Origin of the sequence: Streptomyces tanashiensis (assembly GCF_014648895.1) — a bacterium.
Taxonomy (GTDB): Bacteria; Actinomycetota; Actinomycetes; order Streptomycetales; family Streptomycetaceae; genus Streptomyces; species Streptomyces tanashiensis.
Genome location: NZ_BMRZ01000018.1, coordinates 14,374 through 35,403 on the forward strand (window position 1 = coordinate 14,374; position 21,030 = coordinate 35,403).

Below are 21,030 nucleotides of genomic sequence, written 5' to 3' on the forward strand. Positions count from 1 at the left end.
CCACCCCGAACGACATAGACGCAGACTTCGCTGAGAAGTTGAATCGAGGGGAACACCACCCGTGCCTGCCACCACCCGTACCACCCTGCGCCGCGGCCTGGCCGCCGCCGCCGCCCTGCCGCTGCTGATCGGCGCGCTCGCCTCCTGCGGCTACGGCTCCGAGTCCAAGAACGACGAGAAGAAGGTGGCCGCCGAGGGCGAGAAGCTCTCCGCCGACACCGTACGGCTCGGGTACTTCCCCAACCTCACGCACGCCACCGCGCTCGTCGGTGACCAGGAGGGCATCCTCCAGAAGGAGCTGGGCGGCACCAAGCTGGTCCCCACCACCTTCAACGCGGGCCCGTCCGAGATCGAGGCGCTGAACGCCGGCTCGATCGACATCGGCTTCATCGGCCCCTCGCCGTCCATCAACGGCTACGTCAAGACCAAGGGCACCAACCTCCGCATCGTCGGCGGCGCCGCCTCCGGTGGCGTGAAGCTCGTGGTGAACCCGGCGAAGATCAAGACCCTGGACGACCTCAAGGGCAAGAAGATCGCCACCCCGCAGCTCGGCAACACGCAGGACGTGGCCTTCCTCAACTGGATCTCCGAGAAGGGCTGGAAGGTCGACGCCCAGAGCGGCAAGGGCGACGTCTCCGTGGTCCGCACGGACAACAAGGTCACCCCGAACGCCTACGCCTCCGGCGCCATCGACGGTGCCTGGGTGCCCGAGCCGACCGCGTCCAAGCTGGTCAGCGACGGCGCGAAGGTGCTGCTCGACGAGTCCGACCTGTGGCCGGACAAGAAGTTCGTCATCACGAACATCATCGTGTCGCAGAAGTTCCTGAAGGAGCACCCGGACGTCGTCGAGGCGTTCCTGCGCGGCTCGGTGAAGACCAACGAGTGGATCAACGCCAACCAGGACAAGGCGAAGGCCTCGGCCAACGCCAAGCTGAAGGCCCTGTCGGGCAAGGCGCTGGGCGCGAAGGTGATCGACGCCGCGTGGCCGTCCATCCAGTTCACCGACGACCCGCTGGCGGCCACCCTCCAGGCCCAGGCCGACCACGCGGTGAAGGCCGGTCTCCTGAAGGAGCCCGAGCTGTCCGGCATCTACGACCTGAAGCCGCTCAACAAGGTCCTGAAGGCCGCGGGACAGCCCGAGGTCGCCGACGCCGGTCTCGGCGCGAAGTAACCAGCCCGCAGCTGATCCCCAGGAGGTGACGACCATGGCCACGACCACGACGCTCGCCAAGGCCGAGGACCGTGCGACGGTGACCCATGCCGCCCGCATCGAGCATGTCTCCAAGTCCTTCGGCGGACCCGCCGGCGGGCAGCTCGTCCTCGACGACATCACGCTCGATGTCGCCCCCGGCGAGTTCGTCACCCTCCTGGGCGCCTCGGGCTGCGGCAAGTCCACGCTGCTCAACCTGGTCGCCGGACTCGACCGGCCGTCCGCGGGGTCCATCGAGACCCCCGGCGGCCGGCCGGCCCTGATGTTCCAGGAGCACGCACTCTTCCCGTGGCTCACCGCGGGCAAGAACATCGAACTGGCCCTGCGGCTGCGCGGGGTGGCCAAGGCCGAGCGGCGCGAGGAGGCCGAGCGGCTGCTCGACCTCGTCCGGCTCGGCGGCTCCTACGACAAGCGGGTCCACGAGCTGTCCGGCGGCATGCGGCAGCGCGTCGCGCTGGCCCGGGCGCTGGCCCAGGACAGCGACCTGCTCCTGATGGACGAGCCGTTCGCCGCGCTCGACGCCATCACCCGGGACGTGCTGCACGACGAGCTGACCCGGATCTGGCGGGAGACGAAGCTGTCGGTGCTCTTCGTCACCCACAACGTGCGCGAGGCCGTGCGGCTGGCCGAGCGTGTCGTCCTCCTCTCGTCCCGGCCCGGCCGGATCGCGCACGAGTGGACCATCGACATCCCTCAGCCGCGCCGCATCGAGGACGCCGCCGTCGCGGAGCTGTCCCTCGAGATCACCGAGCACCTGCGTGGGGAGATCCGCCGTCATGGCCAGCACTGAGACCAGTCCCAAGACCGACGACCTCGCCGGCCTCGAAGCCGGTCTGGACGCCCTCGACACCGTGCAGATCCGGCGGACCCCGGTCCGCGAGGTGCTGGTCAAGAAGGTGTTCCCGCCGGTCGTCGCCGTCGCGCTCGTCCTGGTGGTGTGGCAGCTCCTGGTGACGCTGAAGGTCACCGACGAGTTCAAGCTGCCCGCACCGTCCGCCGTGTGGGACAGCCTGACCACGATGTGGCTGGAGGGCACGCTCCTCGAAGTCCTCTGGACCAGCGTGTCCCGGGCCCTCTTCGGCTTCCTCCTGGCGCTCGTCATCGGCACCCCGCTGGGCCTGCTCGTCTCCCGCGTGAAGTTCGTGCGCGCGGCGATCGGCCCGATCCTCGCGGGGCTCCAGTCGCTGCCCTCGGTCGCCTGGGTGGCACCCGCCGTCCTGTGGCTGGGCCTCAACGACAGCATGATGTACGCGGTGATCCTGCTCGGCGCCGTCCCGTCGATCGCCAACGGCCTCGTGGCCGGCGTCGACCAGGTCCCGCCGCTCTTCCTGCGCGCGGGCCAGACGCTCGGCGCGACGGGCATCAAGGGCGCCTGGTACATCGTGATGCCGGCCGCGCTCCCCGGCTACCTGGCCGGTCTCAAGCAGGGCTGGGCGTTCTCGTGGCGCTCGCTGATGGCCGCGGAGATCATCGCCTCCTCGCCGGACCTGGGCCTCGGCCTCGGCCAGCTCCTGGAGAACGGCCGCAACAACATCGACATGGCCGGGATCTTCCTGGCGATCATCCTGATCCTGATCGTCGGCATCGCCATCGACCTGCTCATCTTCAGCCCGCTGGAGCGCGCGGTGCTCCGCCGCCGCGGCCTCCTGGCGAAGGGCTGAGCGCACCATGAACCCCGTCCTCCTCGTGATCGCCCACGGCAGCCGCGATCCGCGGCACGCGGCGACCGTCCAGGCGCTGGTGCGCCGGGCCGGCGCGCTGCGGCCGGGGCTGCGCGTGGAGACGGCGTTCCTGGACTTCAACCTGCCCTCGGTGCCGGGGGTGCTCGACCGGCTCGCGGCGGACGGCGTCCGGGACGTGGTGGCGCTTCCGCTGCTCCTGACCCGGGCCTTCCACGCGAAGGCCGACATCCCCGCCGTCCTGCGCCAGGCGCCCCCGTCCCTGAGCATCCGCCAGGCGGAGGTCCTCGGCCCCTCGCCGCTGCTGATCGCGGCGGTGGAGCGGCGGCTGTACGAGGCCGGGCTCACGCCCGGCGACAAGAGCGCGACCGGGGTCGTCCTGGCCTCGGCGGGCTCCACAGACCCGGAGGCGATCGCGGTGATCGCAGAAACGGCGCGGGAGCTGCGGCGCACCGGTTGGTGCTCCGTGCGGCCCGCGTTCGCCTCCGCATCCCTTCCCCGTACGGAGGACGCCGTGCGGGCCCTGCGTGCGGAGCGGGGCGTCCGCCGGGTGGCGGTGGCCCCGTACGTGATCGCCCCGGGCCGCCTCCCGGACCGCATCGCGGCGGGCGCGGCCGGGGCCGACGTCCTGGCGGACGTCCTGGGCCCCTCCCCCGAGCTGGCGCACCTGCTCCTGGAGCGGTACGACGGGGCCCGGGCCGCACACCGGCCGGTCGCTCAGACCGCCTGACCCTTCGGGTTCCGGCCGCTGGTCGCGAGGGCCCGGACGAAGGCCGGGGCGTCGTCGGGGACGTCGACGACCGCGGCGAAGCCCTCGTACTGCCGGTAGACCTCTGCGTGCTCCTCGACGACGCCGAGGACGAAGGCCGCCGTCTCCTCCGGGACCGTGAACTCCTGGCCCGTGGAGCGGGCCAGGTCCCAGCCGTGCAGGGCGAGTTCCTTGACGAGCAGCGAGGCGATCGTGGTGGCCGGCATCGTGACGTAGCCCGTGTCGACCTCTCCGTCCCAGACGCCGGGCCGCTCCCAGGCGGCCAGGGCCCGGTCGAGCTGGGCGGCGTACGCCTCGGCCCAGTCGGGCTCGGCGGTGAAGTCCCGCCCGGTGGTCTCCTCGGGGAGCTTCGTGCGCAGGGCGCGGTGTTCGAGGCCGTGCGCCGAGTACAGGACCAGGTGGTTGGCGAGTTCGCGGACCGTCCAGTCGGCGCAGACGGAGGGGGTGCCGAGCTGCTCGGCGGTGACGGCGCGGGCGACCCGGCTCGCCTCGGCGGCGCAGACGGTCAGGTGGGTGTGGATCTCGTTCATGCCTCCGACGGTACGGAGCGGCCCGGATCCGGGTCTTGAACTTTCGCGACAGACGGTCCCGCTAGCTGAAGTCGAGCCCGCCCGTGCGGGTGCGCTTGAGCTCGAAGAGGTCCGGGTGGGAGGCGAGGACGCGGAAGCTGTCGAAGAGTTCGGCGGCGCGCTCACCGCGCGGGATCGCCCGCAGGACGGGGCCGAACCAGACGGTGCCGTCGACGTGGATCGTGGGGGTGCCGACGTACGCCCCGGCCTCGGGGTCCTTGCCCGCGTCGTGGCTGCGGCGGACCGCCTCGTCGTGGGCCGGGTCGTGGGCGGCGGCGGCGAGTTCGGGCGGGAGGCCGAGCTCGGTGAGCGATTCGGCGACGACGGCGTCGAAGTCCTTCTGCTTCTTCTCGTGGATGCGGGTGCCGTACGCGGTGTAGAGCGGGCGCAGGATCTCCTCGCCGTGCTGTTCGGCGGCGGCGGCCGCCACCCGGACCGGGCCGAGGGAGGCGTCGACGAGCTCGCGGTACCAGTCGGGCAGGGTGTTGCCCTCGTTGTGGAGGTACAGGCTCATGACCTTGAAGCGGAGGTCGATGTCCCGGTGGCGCTCGACCTCCAGGATCCAGCGGGAGGTGATCCAGGCGAAGGGGCAGGCGGGGTCGAAGTAGAAGTCGACGGTGGGGCGGTCCGTGGTGCCGGTGTGCTGGTCGTTCGTCATGGTCAGGAATCTATCGGGGAGTTGGCCCGCTGCCACGGGCCATTCGCCGATCGTCCGCCTGGGCCACTTCGGGTTCAGTCCGCGTGTGTCATCTCGATGAGCTTGACCACGGTGTTCCAGTTCCGGGCGGTGGTGACGAGGCCCTTCACGACGGACGGCCGGGAGATCGCCGGGGCCAGCTTCGACGTCCCGAGCCCGTCGGGGACGTACAGGTAGAGCACGCGGTCGCCGAGGGCGAACGCCTCCGGCAGGAAGGCGTCCTGGTCGATCGCCGCGAAGCGTTCGGGGTCGACCGGCCCTGAGCAGTAGATGGCGTGGAGCTCCTTGCCCCGCAGCTCGGCGGCCGGGAAGGGGCAGGCGTCGGCGACGGCGGCGAGGTAGTCGCCGTCGCGGACGAGGCAGTCGACGCGGAAGCCGAAGCGGTCCTCGATCGCGTCCTCGATCGCGGTCGCGAGCGTGTCCTCGCCGTCGCCGGAGCCGGTGGTGAAGACGGCGTTCCCGCTCTGGAGGTAGGTGCGGACGCCCGTGTGTCCGAGCCCTTCGAGGAGGCTCCGGAGCTCCGCCATGGGGACCTTCCGGTGCCCGCTCACGTTGATGCCCCGGAGCAGGAGGGCGTAGGTCTGCGTCTTCGTCATGGGGGCAAATCTAGGCGGCCACCGCGCCTCGTGGGGGGCGGCGCGGTGGCCGGTTCGAACCCTGTCCGATGGAGGGGTTCCGGAGAAGACCCTTCACCCATCTGTGACTTATTCAACAAGGTTTCGTAATGACGAATCCCTCATCCGCGCTGATAGCGGGCGAGGACCCGGTTGCCGTCCTCGACCAGGCGTCTGCGCAGCTCGGCCCCGTCGATGGCGCCGCTGTAGTACTCCTGGAAGGCGGGGGTCGCCACCTTGTCCTTCCATTCCGGATAGCCGCGCACCGACTGCGCGGGCGCCGGGCGCAGCCGCCGCGCCACGGCCGCCCCGGTCGCCCAGCCGTCCCGCGCGGTGTGCACGGAGGGATCGGCGAGCGCGGCCGTGCCGGTCGGCAGCATCCAGTCGCCGCGCGCGAGCCGCACCATGTTCGCCGGGCGCAGGAAGAAGTCGAGGAACCGGGCCGCCTCCTTCTTGTGGGGGCTGTCCTCGGCGATCGACAGGGTCTGCGGGGAGACGCCCTGGGCGAGCCCCTCGCTCCCGGCGGGGGCGGGCAGCACGGTCCATTCGAAGCCCTCGGGCGCCTGCTGCGCGATCTGCTGCCGGTAGGCGAAGCCCAGGGGGACCATGGCGTACTTGCCGGCGAAGAAGCCGGGGAGGGTGTCGGAGCCTCCGCTGCCGAGGGTCGTGCGCGGGGCGGTCCGGTCGGTGACGACCTGGGCGTGGACGGTGCCGGGGACGGTGCCGTCGGCCCCGGTGAAGTCGACGGTGACGCGGCCGTCCGGGCCCCGGTGGAAGAGCCGCCCGCCGTCCGACACACCGAGGTTGAGGCTGACGGAGACGGGCTCCTTGAGGGGCCAGGCGACGGCGTACCGGCCGGGCCCCATGGTCCGGGTGAGGTCCTGGGCGACCTGCCGGAACTCGGTCCAGCTCCAGGGTTTCTCCGGGGTGGGGACGCGGACGCCGGAGGCCTCCAGGATCCTCCGGTTGGCGATGAGGACGCGCGGTTCCTGGAGGAAGGGCACCCCGTAGACGCCCTCGCCGAAGGTCGTGGCCTCCCAGCTGCGGGCGGGGATGTCGGCGCGCAGTCGTTCGGAGAGGAGCGGGCGGAGGTCGGCGAGCAGGCCGCCGTAGGCGAAGTCGGCGAGGTCGTCGGAGGCGTCGTGGATGATGTCGGGCGCCTCGCCGCCCTCGAAGGAGGTGAGGAGCTGGTCGTGGACGGAGTCCCAGCTGCCCTGGACGTAGTCGACCTGGACGTCGGGGTGGGCGGCGTTCCACTCCTCGACCAGCTGCCGGTTGGCGTCGACGGACTCCTTCTGCCAGGCGAGGGACTGGAAGCGGAGCCGTACGACACCGTCGTCGGGGCCGTCGTCGGCGGCGGTGCAGCCGGTGAGGAGGAGCAGGAGCGCGGCGGTGAGGGCGAGGACGCGTCTCATGACTTCACCGCCCCGGCGAGCATCCCGCCCGTGATGCGTCTCTGGAGGAGGCCGAAGACGACGAGGGAGGGCAGGGTCGCGAGGAAGGCCGCGGCGGCCAGCGGGCCGAGGTCGGCGACTCCCTCGGCGCCGAGGAAATGGGTGAGGACGACCGGCAGGGTCTGTTTCTCGGGGGTCTTGAGCAGGACGAGCGCGAAGAAGAACTCGTTCCAGGCGGTGACGAAGGCGAAGAGCGCGGTGGCGACGACGCCCGGGACGAGCAGCGGGGCGGTGACCGAGACGAGGGTACGGATCCGGCCGGCGCCGTCGACGGCCGCGGCCTCCTCCAGCTCGGCCGGGACGGCCCTGACGTACCCCATGAGCATCCAGAGGGCGAAGGGCAGCGACCAGACCACGTAGACCAGGACGAGACCGGCGACGCTGTTGATGAGGTGCAGGTTCTTGAGGACGAGGAAGAGCGGGACGATCACGAGGACGAAGGGGAAGGCCTGGCTGATCACCACCCAGCCGGTGGCGGCCCCGGCGAGCCGGCCGCGGTGGCGGGCCGTCACATAGGCGAGCGGGGTGGCGACGAGCACCGCGATCAGGGCGGCGGAGACGGCGGCGAGCAGGCTGTTCGCGGCGGCCCTGAGCAGGGGCTGCTCGTCGAAGGCCTGCCGGAAGTTGTCGAGGGTGGGGTCCTTCGGGATCCAGGTGGGGTGGAGCGAGGCCAGCTCGGGCGCGGGCTTGAAGGCGGTGGAGACCAGCCAGAGGAAGGGGAGGGCGAGGAAGGCCAGGTAGGCGAGGAGGGCCAGGTACTGGCCCGCTCGCGCCGGCCCGCTCGTCCGGAGGGCGCTCACCGGTCCTGGTCCCCTTTCAGACGGCGTACGAGGGAGAGCGCGATGAGCACCGAGACGGCGGCGACCATCACGCAGCCCATCGCGGCGGCGTAGCCGAACTGCCCGTAGCGGAAGGCCTCTTCGTAGGCGAAGAGCATGGGGAGCCGGGTCCGGCCGCCCGGTCCGCCGTTGGTCAGGACGTAGACCAGGGCGAAGGAGTTGAAGTTCCAGATGAGGTTGAGGGCGGTGATGGCGAGGGCCACCGGCCGGAGCGCGGGCCAGGTGACGGCGCGGAAGCGGCGCCAGGCGCCGGCTCCGTCGAGGGCGGCGGCCTCGTGGAGTTCGCGCGGGGTGTTCTGGAGTCCGGCGAGCAGGGCGACGGTGGTCTGCGGCATGCCGGCCCAGACGCCGACGACGATGACGGCGGGGAGGGCGGTGGCGAGGCCGGAGAGCCAGTCGTGGCCCTCGCCGAGGCCGAGGCTCCGGAGGGTCTCGTTGAGGATGCCGGCGTCGGGGTTGTAGACGAGCCGCCACATGATGCCGACGACGACCTCCGGCATCGCCCAGGGCACGATGGCGAGGGCTCGGGCCAGCCAGCGGAAGCGGAGATTCTGGTCGAGCAGGAGGGCGAGGCCGAGGGCGAGCAGGAACTGGGGGACGGTGACGCCGACGGCCCAGACCGCGCCGATGCGGAACGACTCCCAGAAGAGGGTGTCGTGCAGCAGGTCCTGGAAGTTGAGGGTGCCGACCCAGCGGGTGGCCTGGGTGCGGCCCGACTGGGCGTCGGTGAAGGCGAGCGCGATGCCGTAGAGGAGCGGTCCGACGCTCAGGACGAGGATCGGCAGGAGGGCCGGGAGCACCAGGAACCAGGCGCCGAGGTCGGGGCCGCGCGGCCGTCTCCGGGGAGCGGGGCGCGGTGTGCGCGCTCTGTCCGGACGCTTCGTCGTGGTCACCGAGCTCACGACCGACCTCCGTCCACCCCGCTGCCGCCGCCGTCCGGAATCCCGCCATGGTGCTGACGGCCCGTCGGCCCGTCAAGGTGACGGGCAGGGTGAGCTGCGCGGATGCGAGACTTTGGCGCAAAAGCGTGCTGGAGGGAGAGGTCGATGGACGAGGCGCGAGCCCGGGAGATCCTGGCGGCGGCGGGGTTGCCCGCCGGGGAGGCGGGGCTCCTCGCCCTGGGCGAGAACGCGGTCTTCGCGGTGGGCGGTCTGGTGGTGAAGGTCGGCCGGGACGCGGAGCTGTTCGAGCGGGCCGAGCGGGAGCTGGCGCTGGCCTCCTGGCTGGAGGAGGCCGGGGTGCCGGCGGTCCGGGCGGCCGAGGAGAAGCCGCGTCTGGTGGACGGGCATCCGGTGACCGTCTGGCACCGGCTGCCGGAAGCGGTGCGGCCCACGGAGCCCCGCGATCTCGCTCCGCTGCTGCGGGCCGTCCACGCCCTGCCCGAGCCGGTGGGGTTCACCCTCCCGCGCCGTGAGCTGCTCGGCGGGGTCGAGCGGTGGCTGCGGCTCGCGGGGGACGCGATCGACCCGGCGGACGCGGCGTTCCTGCGGGAGCGGCGCGACTCCTTCGCCCCGGCCGCTGCGGCGCTCACCCCGCACCTGGCCCCGGGCCCGATCCACGGGGACGCCCTCCCCCGGAACGTCCACGTCGGCCCGGACGGCCCGGTCCTGGTGGACCTGGAGACCTTCTCCTCGGACCTGCGGGAGCACGACCTGGTGGTCCTCGCCCTCTCCCGCGACCGGTACGGCCTGGACCCGGCGGCGTACGGGGCCTTCACCGAGGCGTACGGCTGGGACGTCCGGGAGTGGGAGGGCTGTGCGGTGCTGCGCGGCGCGCGGGAGACCGCGAGCTGCGCGTGGGTGGCGCAGCACGCCCCGACGAACCCGAAGGCCCTGGCCGAGTTCGAGCGGCGGGTGGCCTCCCTGCGGGCCGGTGACCCCGAGGTGCGCTGGTACCCGTTCTGACATCATGGAGCCCGTCGAACCGGCCGGTAACGAACGGGGTGTTGAGATGCGTGTCGAACTGTCCGAGGTGACCCTCGACGTCGAGGTGCGCGGGGAGGGACCCGCCGTGCTGCTCGTGCACGGCTTCCCCGACTGCCACCATCTGTGGCGTCATCAGGTCGCGGCGCTGAACGACGCCGGATTCACGACGGTCGCGCCCACGCTGCGGGGCTTCGGCGCCTCGGAGCGGCCCGAGGGCGGGGCCGAGGCGTACCACCCGGCCAAGCACGTCGGCGACCTGCTGGAGCTTCTCGCGCACCTCGGGATCGACCGCTTCCACGTGGTCGGTCACGACTGGGGTTCGGGTGTGGCCCAGGGGATCGCGGGGTTTGCGGCGGACCGGGTGATGAGTGCGACGCTCATGTCGGTGGGCAACATCGCGGCGATCCTCGGCGCCGGCTGGGAGCAGCGGCAGCGCCTGTGGCACGTGTCGATGTTCCAGCACGAGGGGCTCGCGGAGGAGTGGCTCTCCCGTGACGGCTTCGCGAACCTGCGCGACATGCTCGGCGACCACCCCGACCGGGAGGCGGTCCTTGAGGGGCTGCGCGCCCCGGGGGCGCTGACCGCCGCGCTGAGCGTCTACCGCGCGGGGCTGCCGATCGAGGTCCAGCTGGCCCCGCCGGTGGCGCTTCCCCCGCTGTCCGTCCCCGTCATGGGCGTCTGGTCGACCGGTGACCGCTTCCTGACCGAGCGGCAGATGACCGGCACCGGTGAGCACGTCGCCGGTCCCTGGCGCTACGAGCGGGTCGAGGACGCCGGTCACTGGCTCCCGCTCGACCAGCCGGGGAAGGTCAACGAGCTGCTGCTCTCCTTCCTCAAGGAGAACGGCTAGCCCGCCACCGCGACCGCCGGGCGCAGGGGCCACGTGGAGTCGACGACCGCCTCCGCGTCGCCCTTGCGGCGCAGGAAGTCCTGGAAGTTCTCGGCCCAGGCGCGGTACCAGCCGATCTGCCGCTCGTGCAGCTCGGCCGGGTCCAGGGCGGCCACCTGGGGGTGCCGCTCGGCTATCGCGACGGCGACCCGGACGGCGGCGAGCGCGTCGGCGGCGGCCTGGTGGGCGGCTTCGAGCACCACGCCGTACTCCCCGCAGACCGCTTCCAGGGTCCGCTTGCCGCGCCGGTAGCGGTCGACGGCCCGGTCGATGGTGTACGGGTCGACGACCGGTCCGATGGCCGTCCCGCCGAGCCGCTCCTCCAGGGAGGGGAGGCCGTGGCGGCGGAGCTCGGCGGCGAGGAGCGTGAGGTCGAAGGAGGCGTTGTACGCGACGACCGGGACGCCGTCCTCCCAGTACGCGGCGAGGGTCTTCGCGATCTCGTCGGCGACCTCGCGGACCGGCCGGCCCTCGGCGGCGGCGCGCTCGTTGCTGATGCCGTGGATCGCGGAGGCCTGCTCCGGGATGCGGATGCCCGGGTCGGCGAGCCAGTCCCGCCGGCTCGTGACGCGTCCCCCGCCGTCGACCTCGACGATCGAGGCCGTGACGATACGGGCCTCCAGCGGTTCGGTGCCGGTCGTCTCCAGGTCGAAGCCGACCAGCGTGTCGCCGTGCCAAGCCATCGGGTCCTCCTTACGTGATCTCCCCCGTGGTGCTGACCACCCTCGCACGCACCACTGACAACGCCTCCGGCTACCCCCGGCGGGGAGTCAGGAGACGGGCCGGGAGTCGAGCCAGACCGACTCGAATTCCTCCCGGTATGTCTCGAAAAGCCCGTGATCTCCGTCACGGGACGACTGCCCGTGGCGGACGACGTTCCGCCCGCCGCCGCGCAGGACGAGCACCGGGGCCTCCATGCCCCGGGCCCGGCGCAGGTACGACTGGACGACTCCGACCCCGTCCGGCCCGTCGCCGTCCACCAGGTAGGCGGTGAAGCGGGGCGTCTCGTCGAAGACGTGGATCTGGAAGGCGCCCGGATCGCGCAGCTTCGAGCGGACCCGGCGCATGTGCAGGATGTTCATCTCGACCGAGCGGCTCAGCTCGCCCTTCTTCAGGCCCAGTTCCCGCTCGCGGCGCTTGACGGCGCTGCTCGCCGGGTTGAGGAAGAGGAGCCGGGTCCGGCAGCCGGACTCGGCGAGCCGGACCATGCGGCGGCCGGAGAAGTTCTGCACGAGCAGATTGAGGCCTATGCCGGTGGCGTCGAGGCGGCGGGCCCCGCCGAAGAGGTCCTCGGCGGGCAGCTGCCGCTGGAGCCGGACCCGGTCGGGATGGACGGAGACGACGTCCGCGTACCGGTCGCCGACGAGGTCCTCGACCGCGTCCACGGGCAGCCGGTCGGCGGACGGCACCCCGGCCCCGCTGCCGAGGATCTCCAGGATGCGGGCGGAGGCCCGTTCGGACTGGGCGAGGACGGTCAGCGACAGCGCGCGGTTGCGGGAGACCACGTTGCGCGTGACCTCCAGCTCGTCCAGGGCGAGTTCGACCTCGCGCCGGTCGTCGAAGTAGGGCTCGAAGCAGGGCCAGTGCTGCACCATCAGCTCCCGCAGCTGGGGCAGCGTGAGGAAGCTCAGCACGTTGTCGTCGGCCGGGTCGAGGAGGTAGCCCTTGCGCCGGGAGACCTCGCGGACGGCGACCGCCCGCTGGACCCACTCCTGGCCGGCGGGTCCGGCCGCGGCCACCACCCACTCCTCGCCGTGCACCGGTTCGTACACGGGCCGCAGGACGGCGGCGACCACGGCCCGCAGCCGCTGTTCGACGAGGTTCAGCCAGATGTAGGCGCGGCCGGCGCGCTGGGCCCGGGTGCGGACCTCGCTCCAGGCCTCGGCGCCCCAGTCGAGCTCCGCCCCGATCTCCACCGGCCGGCCGACGGTGACCGTGCCGGGCGGCACGACCGTCCCCGGCGGCAGGACCACACCCGGCGGGACGGCCGTGCCCGGCGGCGCGACCGCTCCGGGCGGTGCCTCCGCGGGGTCGGCCGGTCCTCCCTCGTGACCCGCGTCACCTGGGGGCAGCTCCAGACCTCCCGAGCTCACCCGCGCACCGCCTTCTGCTCCCGGACACCCGTTCCGGCGGACAGGATGACCATGTGACAACGATCAAGGAAGGGTACTCCGCGAGCGGGAGGCGGTGCAGCAGGATCGTCAGGCTGCTCCCTCAACTCCCCAGATCGGGCTGCCCGTTCTGGGAGGCGAGATCGGCCGGAGTGAGCGGATTCATAGCGGTTACGTCCCTGGGCGCGAGCTGGAAGCCCTGCCAGTGGACGGGCATCGGCTGCTGGTCCTCGTCCCGGGCGATGTGATGGAACCCGATGTTGACCCACACGGAGGGCTGGGTCAGCGTCTCGCCGTTGACCCACTTGTCCACGCTGTCACCGGCGCCCGCGGCGCAGTTGCCGATGTTGTTGCTCGCGAACTTCTCGCAGGCGCGGGACTGGGTGAAGTACACGTCGTGCTTGGTGAAGCCGCGGCCCGCGTGGGTGTCGGTGTGCCCGGGCACGATCTCGTACGAGCGGGCGTGTCCGTCCGCGTTCTTGCCGGTGCCGCTGACCACCCGCCACCAGCGCATGTTCTTCGCGTCCCCGGCGAGTTCCTTGGTGACGACGGTGCGCGTCGTCTTCACCGTGGGCCCGCCGCCGCCGGTGGGCGCGGTGACGGCCGAGTCGAACTGCTCGATCCGGTCCTTGGTGGAGCCGTCCAGACCGAAGTCGAGCTTCCAGAAGACGTTGTGGGCGTGGCTGGTGGCGTAGCCGCGGGCGCCCTTGCCGATGGGCCAGCCGCGTCCGTCGGTGGCGTTGTAGTCGACGGGCGAGAGGCTGCCGGTGGCCCCGACGTTGGCGCCGATGGTGCCGTCGGCGGTGAAGCGCCACTCGGTGATGTACTCGTACCAGCCGACCTTGTTGACGGTGTAGACGAGCAGGTCCTTGGCCTGGGCCTGCCAGACCTTGGAGCCGTTGTCGCTGGCCATGCGGTACGCGTGCCCGCGCGTCCGCGTGGTGGTGCACAGGCCCTTGACGTCGCCGACCTCGGCCACCTTGACGGTGGTGAGGGTGCCGCCGGGACACTCGGCCGGCTTGAGGTTCTGCAGGCCGTAGCCGAAGCCCGCGCCGGTGAGGTCGTCGTACTCGGCGCCGCCGTCGTCGTACGGCACGTGGATCTGGGCGAGCCGGGCGCTGTTGAGGACCTTGATGGGGGCCGTGGCGCCGGGCGGCTGGTAGGTGATCCGGTCGAGCGTGAGCCCGGCGTCGGTGTCGTAGCGCCAGCACATGCGCCAGGTGGTGCCGCCGTCGAGCTTCTGCGTGATGCGGTACGCGGCGGAGCAGTCGGGGGTGTTCTGCGCCGTCGCCCGGGTCGGGGCCGGCGGGTTGGGTGCGGCGGTGGCGCCGGTGGCGGGTCCGGCGGCGGCCGTGGCGGTGCCGAGCAGGGCGGCGGCGGTCAGGACGGCGCCCCGCTTGCGGGTGCGCGGCTTCTGCGGTGTGGGCAGGCCGCGCCGGGTGGACAGGCTGCGCTGGGTAGGCATGCGGACGTACTCCCTCGTACGTGTCGTGAGGCTGTGGAGAGGCCGGGCCGGTGGTCAGCCGACGCGGGTGACGGTCCTCGCGGAGAGGTCGACGATCAGGTTCCGGGTGTCGATCCAGGCCCCGTTGAGGACCTTGGTGACGAGCCGGACGCACCGGTGCTCCCCGCAACGGGCGAGCTGCGCGGGCACGTCGGCCTCGCGGTAGGTGCGGTAGACGTCGCCGTTGAACCACAGCTGCTCGGTGGAGGTGAGCTCCTTGCCGGTGGCGTCCTTGTAGTCCTCCTTGACGCCCTTGCCGAGCGGGCTCGCGAGGATCAGCTCCAGGGCCTCGCGCAGCTCCTCGGGGTGGGCGGAGGGCTGGACCCCGCGCTGCGACCCGGACTTCTCGACCTTGCCGGTGTCGAGGTTGACGGTCTTCGTGATGAGCTCGTCGCGCCCGTAGTCGTAGAGACGGACCTCGGCGCGGCGCGACGCGTCCCCGGGCTGCGGGTCGGCGAGCCTGGTGCCGAGGCGCTGCGGGCCCCGGCCGCCCGTGACGTCCTGCTGCGCGGAGGCGGCGGGCGGTGTCAGCGCCAGCGACTCGGCCCGTGCGAGCTCGTCGCCGGTGAGCGGGTCGCTGCCGACGCCCTTCTTCCCCTCGGCCGCCGGCGGGACCACGGTGGCCGGCTGCGGCGCCGGTCCCTGGGCCTGCGTGCCCGACTCCCCCTGGCCCGGGACGCCGGGGCCTCCGGCCGTACCGGCCCCCGCGGAGGAACCCGCGGAGGAGCCCACCGCGACGGCGCCTCGGCCCCCCGGCGTGTCGTCCGCTCCCGCCGAACCCGGCAGGGTGATCGCGACCGCGACGGCGGTCCCCGTCACCGCCATGGCCGCTCCGGCCACCACCTTCCCCAGGTGGCGGCGCGCTATTTCGTACACACTTCCCCCTCGTTCCCCCTCTTGGTCTGCGGTCACCCGGTAGGACGGGGCGAAGTCCTAGGAGGTTGCCCCTCTTTCGGGCAGGATCTGGCCGAAGAAGACCTACAAAACCCGGACAGAAGAGGAAGAGTCGTATCCATGCAGGTCTGGCCGGGACAGGCGTACCCCTTGGGCGCCACCTATGACGGAGCGGGAACCAACTTCGCGGTCTTCTCGGAGGCCGCCCACAGGATCGAGCTGTGTCTGTTGCACGACGACGGCTCGGAGACGGCGGTGGAGCTGCGCGAGACCGACGCGTTCGTGCGGCATGCCTATCTGCCGGGCGTGATGCCCGGTCAGCGGTACGGGTTCCGGGTGCACGGCCCGTACGCGCCGGAGCGCGGACTGCGCTGCAACGCGGCGAAGCTGCTGCTCGACCCGTACGCGCGCGCGGTGTCGGGGCAGGTCGAGTGGGGCGAGGCGGTGTACGGCTATCCCTTCGGGAAGCCGGACGCGCGCAACGACCTCGACTCGGGGCCGCACACGATGGCCTCGGTCGTGGTCAACCCCTACTTCGACTGGGGCGACGACCGGCGTCCGCGCACCGAGTACCACCACACGGTGATCTACGAGGCGCATGTGAAGGGCCTCACGATGCTGCATCCGGATCTCCCGGAGGAGCTGCGCGGCACGTACGCGGGGCTCGCGCATCCGTCGGTCATCGGCCATCTGAAGGAACTCGGCGTCACCGCGCTCGAACTGATGCCCGTTCACCAGTTCGTGAACGACCACCGCCTGGCGGACGCGGGGCTCTCCAACTACTGGGGCTACAACACGATCGGCTTCTTCGCCCCGCACAACGCCTACGCGTCCTGGGGCGACCGGGGCCAGCAGGTCCTGGAGTTCAAGTCGGCGGTCCGGGCCCTGCACCAGGCGGGCATCGAGGTCATCCTCGACGTGGTCTACAACCACACCGCCGAGGGCAACCACCTGGGCCCGACGCTCTCCTTCCGGGGCCTGGACAACCCCTCGTACTACCGGCTCTCGAACGACCCCCGGTACTACACGGACACCACCGGCACCGGGAACTCGCTGCTCATGCGCTCCCCGCACGTGCTCCAGCTGATCATGGACAGCCTGCGGTACTGGGTGACCGAGATGCACGTGGACGGTTTCCGCTTCGACCTGGCGGCCACCCTGGCCCGCCAGTTCCACGAGGTGGACCGGCTGTCCTCGTTCTTCGACCTGGTGCAGCAGGACCCGGTGGTGAGCCAGGTGAAGCTGATCGCCGAACCGTGGGACGTGGGCGAGGGCGGCTACCAGGTGGGCAACTTCCCGCCGCTGTGGACCGAGTGGAACGGCAAGTACCGGGACTGCGTGCGGGACCTGTGGCGGGGCGAGCCGCGCACGCTCGCCGAGTTCGCCTCGCGGCTGACCGGCTCCTCCGACCTGTACCAGGACGACGGGCGCCGCCCGCTCGCCTCGGTCAACTTCGTGACCTGCCACGACGGCTTCACCCTGCGCGACCTCGTCTCGTACAACGAGAAGCACAACGAGGCGAACGGCGAGGGCAACCGGGACGGCGAGAGCTACAACCGCTCCTGGAACTGCGGGGTGGAGGGCGAGACCGAGGACGTCGGGATCGCCGAGCTGCGCGCCCGCCAGACGCGCAACTTCCTCGCCACGCTGATGCTCTCGCAGGGCGTGCCGATGCTCAGCCACGGCGACGAGTTCGGGCGGACGCAGGGCGGCAACAACAACGCCTACTGCCAGGACAACGAGGTCTCCTGGGTGCGGTGGCCGAAGGAGAACAGCGAGGCGGAGGCCACGCTGCTGCGCTTCACGCGCGCGATGGTCCGGCTGCGCCGCGACCATCCGGTCTTCCGGCGCCGCCGCTTCTTCCACGGGCGACCGGTGGAGGGCACCCATGACGAGCTGACCGACATCGCCTGGTTCACGCCCGAGGGCGAGGAGATGACCTCCCGGGACTGGCAGGCGGCGCACGCCCAGGCGCTGACCGTCTTCCTCAACGGCAACGCCATCTCGGAGCCCGGCACCCAGGGCGAGCGGATCGCCGACGGTTCCTTCCTCATGATGTTCAACGCCTCGTCGAAGGAGCTGGAGTTCGCGGTCCCGGACAGCCACGGGCGCTGCTGGCGGATGGTGGTGGACACCTCGGACCCGGAGGGCATGCCGCCGCAGGAGGGCCCGGAGCTCGCGGGCGGCGAGCGGGTGACCCTCGCGCCGCTCAGCCTGACCGTTCTGCGCCGGCCGGCCTGAGCGCGGACCCCGGCCCGACGGGTTCCGTCACCCGCACCGACCAGGACAGCGCCGCGCAGGCCACGGCCGCCCCCACCGCCACAGCGAAGGCGGCGGGGGCGCCGTGCCCCTCGGCGAGCCGGCCGGAGACGGCGAGCGCGAGGGCCTGGCCGCCCACGATCCCGCTGGTGAGGAAGGCCATCGACTCGGCGAGGCGGGCGGCCGGCACGGTCCGCTCGGTGAGCCCGAAGACCGTGATCAGGTGCGGGGCGTAGGCGGCGCCGAGGACGACCACCACCGCGTACAGCGCGCCCAGGGAGCCGACGAACAGCAGCGGTACGGAGAGGACGACGAGCCCGGCGGTGGCGGCGCGCCAGCGGGTGGCCAGTCCGATCCGGGCGGGCACGGCGGCCATGGAGAGGCCGACGGCGGCGCTCATGACACCCATGGCCGCGTAGACGAGCCCGGCCTGGGCGGGCGCGCCCAGCTCCTCGGTGAGGGCGGTGATCCCGGCCTGCGAGGCGCCGAACATGGCGCCCTGGAGGACCATCGTGCCGCGCAGGGCGTACGCGGATCCCGGCAGCCGCGTCCGTTCGGCGGCACTCGTACGGGTGGTCGCGGCCGGCGCATCGGGGGCGGTCGCCCGGGCCGTCGGGTGGAGGGCGAAGGCCGTCCCGCAGCCGGCGAGGAGGAGGGCCGCGAGGAGCAGCGCGGCCGCCGGGTGGGCGAGGGCGGCGGCGAGGCCGACGAGGGCCGGGCCGAGGACGAAGGAGACCTCGTCGAGGGTGCCCTCGAAGGAGAGCACCGCGCCGACGAGCCGGTCGTCCGCGCCGGAGCGGCGGGCGAGGGCCACGGAGCGGGTCCGGGCGAGCGGCCCGACCTGCGGGACGGTGGCCCCGGCGAGCGCCCCGAGCGCCATGAGCGGGCCGGTGGGGGCGTCGGCGAGGGCGGCGAGGACCAGGGCGGTGACGGCGACCGCGTTGGCCAGGGAGGCCGCGAGGACGACCCCGCGCTGGCCGTGCCGGTCGGCGAGCCGGCCGATGACGGGTCCCGCGACGGTCTGTCCGGCGGCGAGCGCGCCGCCCGTGAGGCCCGCGGTGGCGAGCGAGCCGCTCGTCTCGGCGACCAGGAGCAGGCTGCCGAGCTGGCACATGGCGGTGGGCAGTCGGCCGAGGAAAGAGACGACCGGCAGGGCCGGTCCGAGCAGGGACAGCGTGTCGCGATACATCCGGAGCATCACGCGAACGTAACGCGATGCACTCGAACGGGTGCATGGGGCGATGACACAGAAGCCCTCCGGCGGGGTACGTACGTTCGCATGACGCCCATTCCTCCCACCTCGACCTACCGCTTGCAGCTCCAGCCGGAGTTCCCGTTCGCGGCCGCCGAGCGCGCCGTGCCGTATCTGGCCGGCCTCGGGGTCTCGCACCTGCACCTGTCCCCGGTCCTGGAGGCGGTGCCCGGCTCGACCCACGGCTACGACGTCACCGACCACCGGTCCGTACGGGCCGAGCTCGGCGGCGAGGAGGGACTGCGGTCCCTGGCGGCGACCGCGCGTACGCACGGCCTCGGGCTCGTCGTGGACCTGGTGCCCAACCACATGGCGGCCTCCCCGCGGCACAACCACGCGCTGCGCGCCGTGCTCCGCGAGGGCCCGGACTCGCCGTACGCCCGCTGGTTCGACATCGACTGGCGGGCCGGGGACGGCCGGGTGCTGCTGCCCGTGCTGCCCGCGAGGCTCCCGGAGGTACGGGACCGGTTCCGGGTCTCGGGCGGGTCCCTGCACCTGGACGGCCAGGAGTTCCCGCTCCGCGCGGGCACCGAGGGGCTGCCGCTCGACGAGCTGCTCGACGCCCAGTGGTACCGGCTCGGCTGGTGGCGGCTCGCCCGCACCGAGTTGGACTACCGCCGCTTCTTCACCGTCTCGGAGCTCATCGGGGTGCGGGTGGAGGACCCCGAGGTGTTCGCGGCGAGCCACGAGAAGATCGTGGAGCTGGTCGCGGACGGGGTGATCGAGGGGCTGCGCATCGACCATCCGGACGGACTCGCCGACCCGCAGGCCTATCTGGAGGAGCTGGCCGCGGCGACCGGCGGGCGCTGCTGGACGGTCGTCGAGAAGATCCTCACCGGGCCGGAGACGCTGCCCGCCGCCTGGCCGGTCGCGGGCACCACCGGGTACGACGCGCTGCGGCAGCTCGACGGCGTCTTCACCGACCCGCTGGGCGCCGACGAACTCGCCGACGTGTACCGGGAGTTCGTCGGAAAGGCCGGGGACCGGGGCGGCCACTGGGAGGCGACCGCGCGCCGCGCCGCGTACGAGGTGGTCACCCACGACCTGGCCGCCGAGACGGCCGCGCTGACCCGGATCGCCGGCCGGATCTGCGCCGCCGACCCCGCACTCCGGGACCACGCCCCCTGGGCGCTGCGCACCGCGATCCGCGAGCTCCTCGTCCGGGTCCCCGTCTACCGCCCCTACCGGACGGGCGGCGCGGAGGTGCTGACCCCGGAGGCGGCGCGCGGTGCGAAGGCCGCCTTCGCGGTGCCGGAGGAGGCGACGGCGGTCGACGTCGTACGGGACCTGGCGCTGGGCGTGCGGGGCGACGGGCCCGAACACCGGGCGTTCCGCGCGCGGTTCGCCCAGACCTCGTCGGCGCTGCGGGCCAAGTCCGTGGAGGACACCGCCTTCTACCGGTACACCCCGCTGCTCTCGGCGAACGAGGTCGGCGGGGACGCGGGGCGTCCCGCGGTGCCGGTGGAGGAGTTCCACGCGTACTGCCTGCGGATCGCCCGGGACTGGCCGGGCACCGGCACCGTGCTCTCCACGCACGACACCAAGCGCAGCGCGGACGTCCGGGCCGGGATCGCGGTGCTCTCCCAGTGCCCGGAGGTGTGGGCGGAGCTCCTCGGGGAGGTCGCGGGGGTGCCCGCGCCCGATCCGCACGTGGCCTGGACGGCCTGGCAGACGGCCTTCGGCTTCGGCGCCCCGGACCCGGACCGGCTGGGCCCGGCGATCCTCAAGTCCGTGCGGGAGGCGGGGCTCCGGACCAGCTGGACCGAGCCGGACGCGGAGTACGAGCGGGCGGTGGCCGAGTTCGCGGCGGCCGGGCCGGGCCGGATCCCGCTCCGGGCGGCCTCGGAGGCGGCCTTCGCCCTGGAGCCGCACATCCGGGCGCACGCCCTGGGGGCCGCGCTCGCGCAGCTGACGATGCCGGGGGTGCCGGAGCTGTACCAGAACACGGAGCGGGAGTACCGGGCGCTCGTCGACCCGGACAACCGGGCGCCGTTCACGGTCGGCCCGGAGGACGAGCGGACCGCCGTGGTCCGGGCGGCGCTGCGGCTGCGCCGCGCACACCCGGAGGCCTTCGGCGCGGACGGGACGTACGTCCCGCTGACGGCGGAGGGCCCGGCGGCGGCGCACTGTCTGGCCTTCGCCCGCTCCGGCCGGGTGATCACGGCCGTGACCCGGCTGTCCCTGCGGCTCGCCCAGGCGGGCGGCTGGCAGGACACGGAGCTGGTGCTGCCCGAGGGCCGCTGGATCGACGCGCTCGACGGCGTACGGGAGTTCACGGGAGGTCCGGCGACGGAGGTCAAGCTCGCGGAGCTGTTCGCGGAGCGGCCGGTGGCGCTCCTCGCCCGGGTGGAGTGAACCGCCGTTC

General features: G+C 72.7%; 19 protein-coding genes. 8 read left to right on the forward strand and 11 right to left on the reverse strand.

The features are described 5' to 3' along the window. The first annotated feature begins 61 nt into the window (after positions 1-61). From IE237_RS33815 to IE237_RS33830, 4 genes are read left to right on the forward strand one after another with little or no spacing between them, the layout of a single operon-like run. On the forward strand, positions 62-1,171 hold the full coding sequence (locus tag IE237_RS33815; RefSeq protein WP_189805995.1) for an aliphatic sulfonate ABC transporter substrate-binding protein: 1,110 nt from the start codon (positions 62-64) through the stop codon (positions 1,169-1,171). A gap of 34 nt (positions 1,172-1,205) precedes the next feature. After that, positions 1,206-2,000: an ABC transporter ATP-binding protein gene (locus tag IE237_RS33820; protein WP_189805996.1), complete on the forward strand. Its 795-nt coding sequence runs from the start codon at positions 1,206-1,208 to the stop codon at positions 1,998-2,000. After that, on the forward strand, positions 1,987-2,871 hold the full coding sequence (locus IE237_RS33825) for an ABC transporter permease (RefSeq protein WP_189805997.1): 885 nt from the start codon (positions 1,987-1,989) through the stop codon (positions 2,869-2,871). The genes IE237_RS33820 and IE237_RS33825 overlap by 14 nt, the downstream gene beginning before the upstream one ends. Before the next feature lie 7 nt (positions 2,872-2,878). Continuing rightward, positions 2,879-3,619, forward strand: a complete 741-nt coding sequence (locus IE237_RS33830) for a sirohydrochlorin chelatase (protein WP_189805998.1) — start codon at positions 2,879-2,881, stop codon at positions 3,617-3,619. On the opposite strand, the gene IE237_RS33835 is transcribed toward IE237_RS33830, so the two are convergent. The 6 genes from IE237_RS33835 to IE237_RS33860 form a co-directional block, all read right to left on the reverse strand. Beyond that, positions 3,607-4,188 (reverse strand): TIGR03086 family metal-binding protein, encoded by a 582-nt coding sequence (locus tag IE237_RS33835; RefSeq protein ID WP_189805999.1) that lies wholly within the window; start codon positions 4,186-4,188, stop codon positions 3,607-3,609. The genes IE237_RS33830 and IE237_RS33835 overlap by 13 nt on opposite strands. Positions 4,189-4,249: 61 nt before the next feature. Beyond that, a complete protein-coding gene (locus tag IE237_RS33840; RefSeq protein WP_189806000.1) occupies positions 4,250-4,885 on the reverse strand; it encodes a mycothiol-dependent nitroreductase Rv2466c family protein in 636 nt (211 codons plus the stop codon). A gap of 74 nt (positions 4,886-4,959) precedes the next feature. Continuing rightward, positions 4,960-5,520, reverse strand: a complete 561-nt coding sequence (locus IE237_RS33845) for a DUF1697 domain-containing protein (protein WP_189806001.1) — start codon at positions 5,518-5,520, stop codon at positions 4,960-4,962. 140 nt (positions 5,521-5,660) lie between these two features. Next, positions 5,661-6,953 (reverse strand): ABC transporter substrate-binding protein, encoded by a 1,293-nt coding sequence (locus tag IE237_RS33850; protein ID WP_189806002.1) that lies wholly within the window; start codon positions 6,951-6,953, stop codon positions 5,661-5,663. Next, the gene (locus IE237_RS33855) at positions 6,950-7,792 is read right to left on the reverse strand and encodes a carbohydrate ABC transporter permease (protein WP_189806003.1); all 843 of its coding nucleotides are present in this window, start codon (positions 7,790-7,792) and stop codon (positions 6,950-6,952) included. The genes IE237_RS33850 and IE237_RS33855 overlap by 4 nt, the downstream gene beginning before the upstream one ends. Continuing rightward, positions 7,789-8,733, reverse strand: coding sequence for a carbohydrate ABC transporter permease (locus IE237_RS33860; protein WP_189806004.1), 945 nt, complete (start codon positions 8,731-8,733; stop codon positions 7,789-7,791). The genes IE237_RS33855 and IE237_RS33860 overlap by 4 nt, the downstream gene beginning before the upstream one ends. A gap of 144 nt (positions 8,734-8,877) precedes the next feature. On the opposite strand from IE237_RS33860, the gene IE237_RS33865 reads away from it, so the two are divergent. Together IE237_RS33865 and IE237_RS33870 are read left to right on the forward strand one after the other, a co-directional pair. Further along, positions 8,878-9,735 carry a phosphotransferase enzyme family protein gene (locus IE237_RS33865; protein ID WP_189806005.1) on the forward strand — a complete coding sequence of 286 codons (858 nt, stop codon included), beginning with the start codon at positions 8,878-8,880 and terminating at the stop codon, positions 9,733-9,735. Between the two features lie 46 nt (positions 9,736-9,781). Beyond that, a complete protein-coding gene (locus IE237_RS33870; RefSeq protein WP_189806006.1) occupies positions 9,782-10,606 on the forward strand; it encodes an alpha/beta fold hydrolase in 825 nt (274 codons plus the stop codon). Here the strand turns inward: IE237_RS33870 and IE237_RS33875 are convergent. The 4 genes from IE237_RS33875 to IE237_RS33890 form a co-directional block, all read right to left on the reverse strand. After that, a complete protein-coding gene (locus IE237_RS33875) occupies positions 10,603-11,328 on the reverse strand; it encodes a 3'-5' exonuclease (protein ID WP_189806007.1) in 726 nt (241 codons plus the stop codon). The two genes, IE237_RS33870 and IE237_RS33875, sit on opposite strands and share 4 nt — an antisense overlap. Positions 11,329-11,415: 87 nt before the next feature. Continuing rightward, positions 11,416-12,738: a DUF5919 domain-containing protein gene (locus IE237_RS33880; RefSeq protein ID WP_189806008.1), complete on the reverse strand. Its 1,323-nt coding sequence runs from the start codon at positions 12,736-12,738 to the stop codon at positions 11,416-11,418. Between the two features lie 121 nt (positions 12,739-12,859). Then, on the reverse strand, positions 12,860-14,221 hold the full coding sequence (locus IE237_RS33885; RefSeq protein WP_189806009.1) for a copper amine oxidase: 1,362 nt from the start codon (positions 14,219-14,221) through the stop codon (positions 12,860-12,862). 54 nt (positions 14,222-14,275) lie between these two features. Then, on the reverse strand, positions 14,276-15,085 hold the full coding sequence (locus IE237_RS33890) for a Tat pathway signal sequence domain protein (RefSeq protein ID WP_189806118.1): 810 nt from the start codon (positions 15,083-15,085) through the stop codon (positions 14,276-14,278). A 189-nt stretch (positions 15,086-15,274) separates the two neighbouring features. Here IE237_RS33890 and glgX point away from each other — a divergent pair, with 189 nt between their 5' ends. After that, positions 15,275-17,395 (forward strand): glycogen debranching protein GlgX, encoded by a 2,121-nt coding sequence (gene glgX, locus IE237_RS33895; protein WP_189806010.1) that lies wholly within the window; start codon positions 15,275-15,277, stop codon positions 17,393-17,395. On the opposite strand, the gene IE237_RS33900 is transcribed toward glgX, so the two are convergent. Beyond that, positions 17,364-18,602, reverse strand: a complete 1,239-nt coding sequence (locus IE237_RS33900; protein ID WP_189806119.1) for an MFS transporter — start codon at positions 18,600-18,602, stop codon at positions 17,364-17,366. The genes glgX and IE237_RS33900 overlap by 32 nt on opposite strands. A gap of 99 nt (positions 18,603-18,701) precedes the next feature. Here IE237_RS33900 and treY point away from each other — a divergent pair, with 99 nt between their 5' ends. Then, the gene (treY, locus tag IE237_RS33905; RefSeq protein WP_189806120.1) at positions 18,702-21,020 is read left to right on the forward strand and encodes a malto-oligosyltrehalose synthase; all 2,319 of its coding nucleotides are present in this window, start codon (positions 18,702-18,704) and stop codon (positions 21,018-21,020) included. Positions 21,021-21,030: the final 10 nt, after the last annotated feature.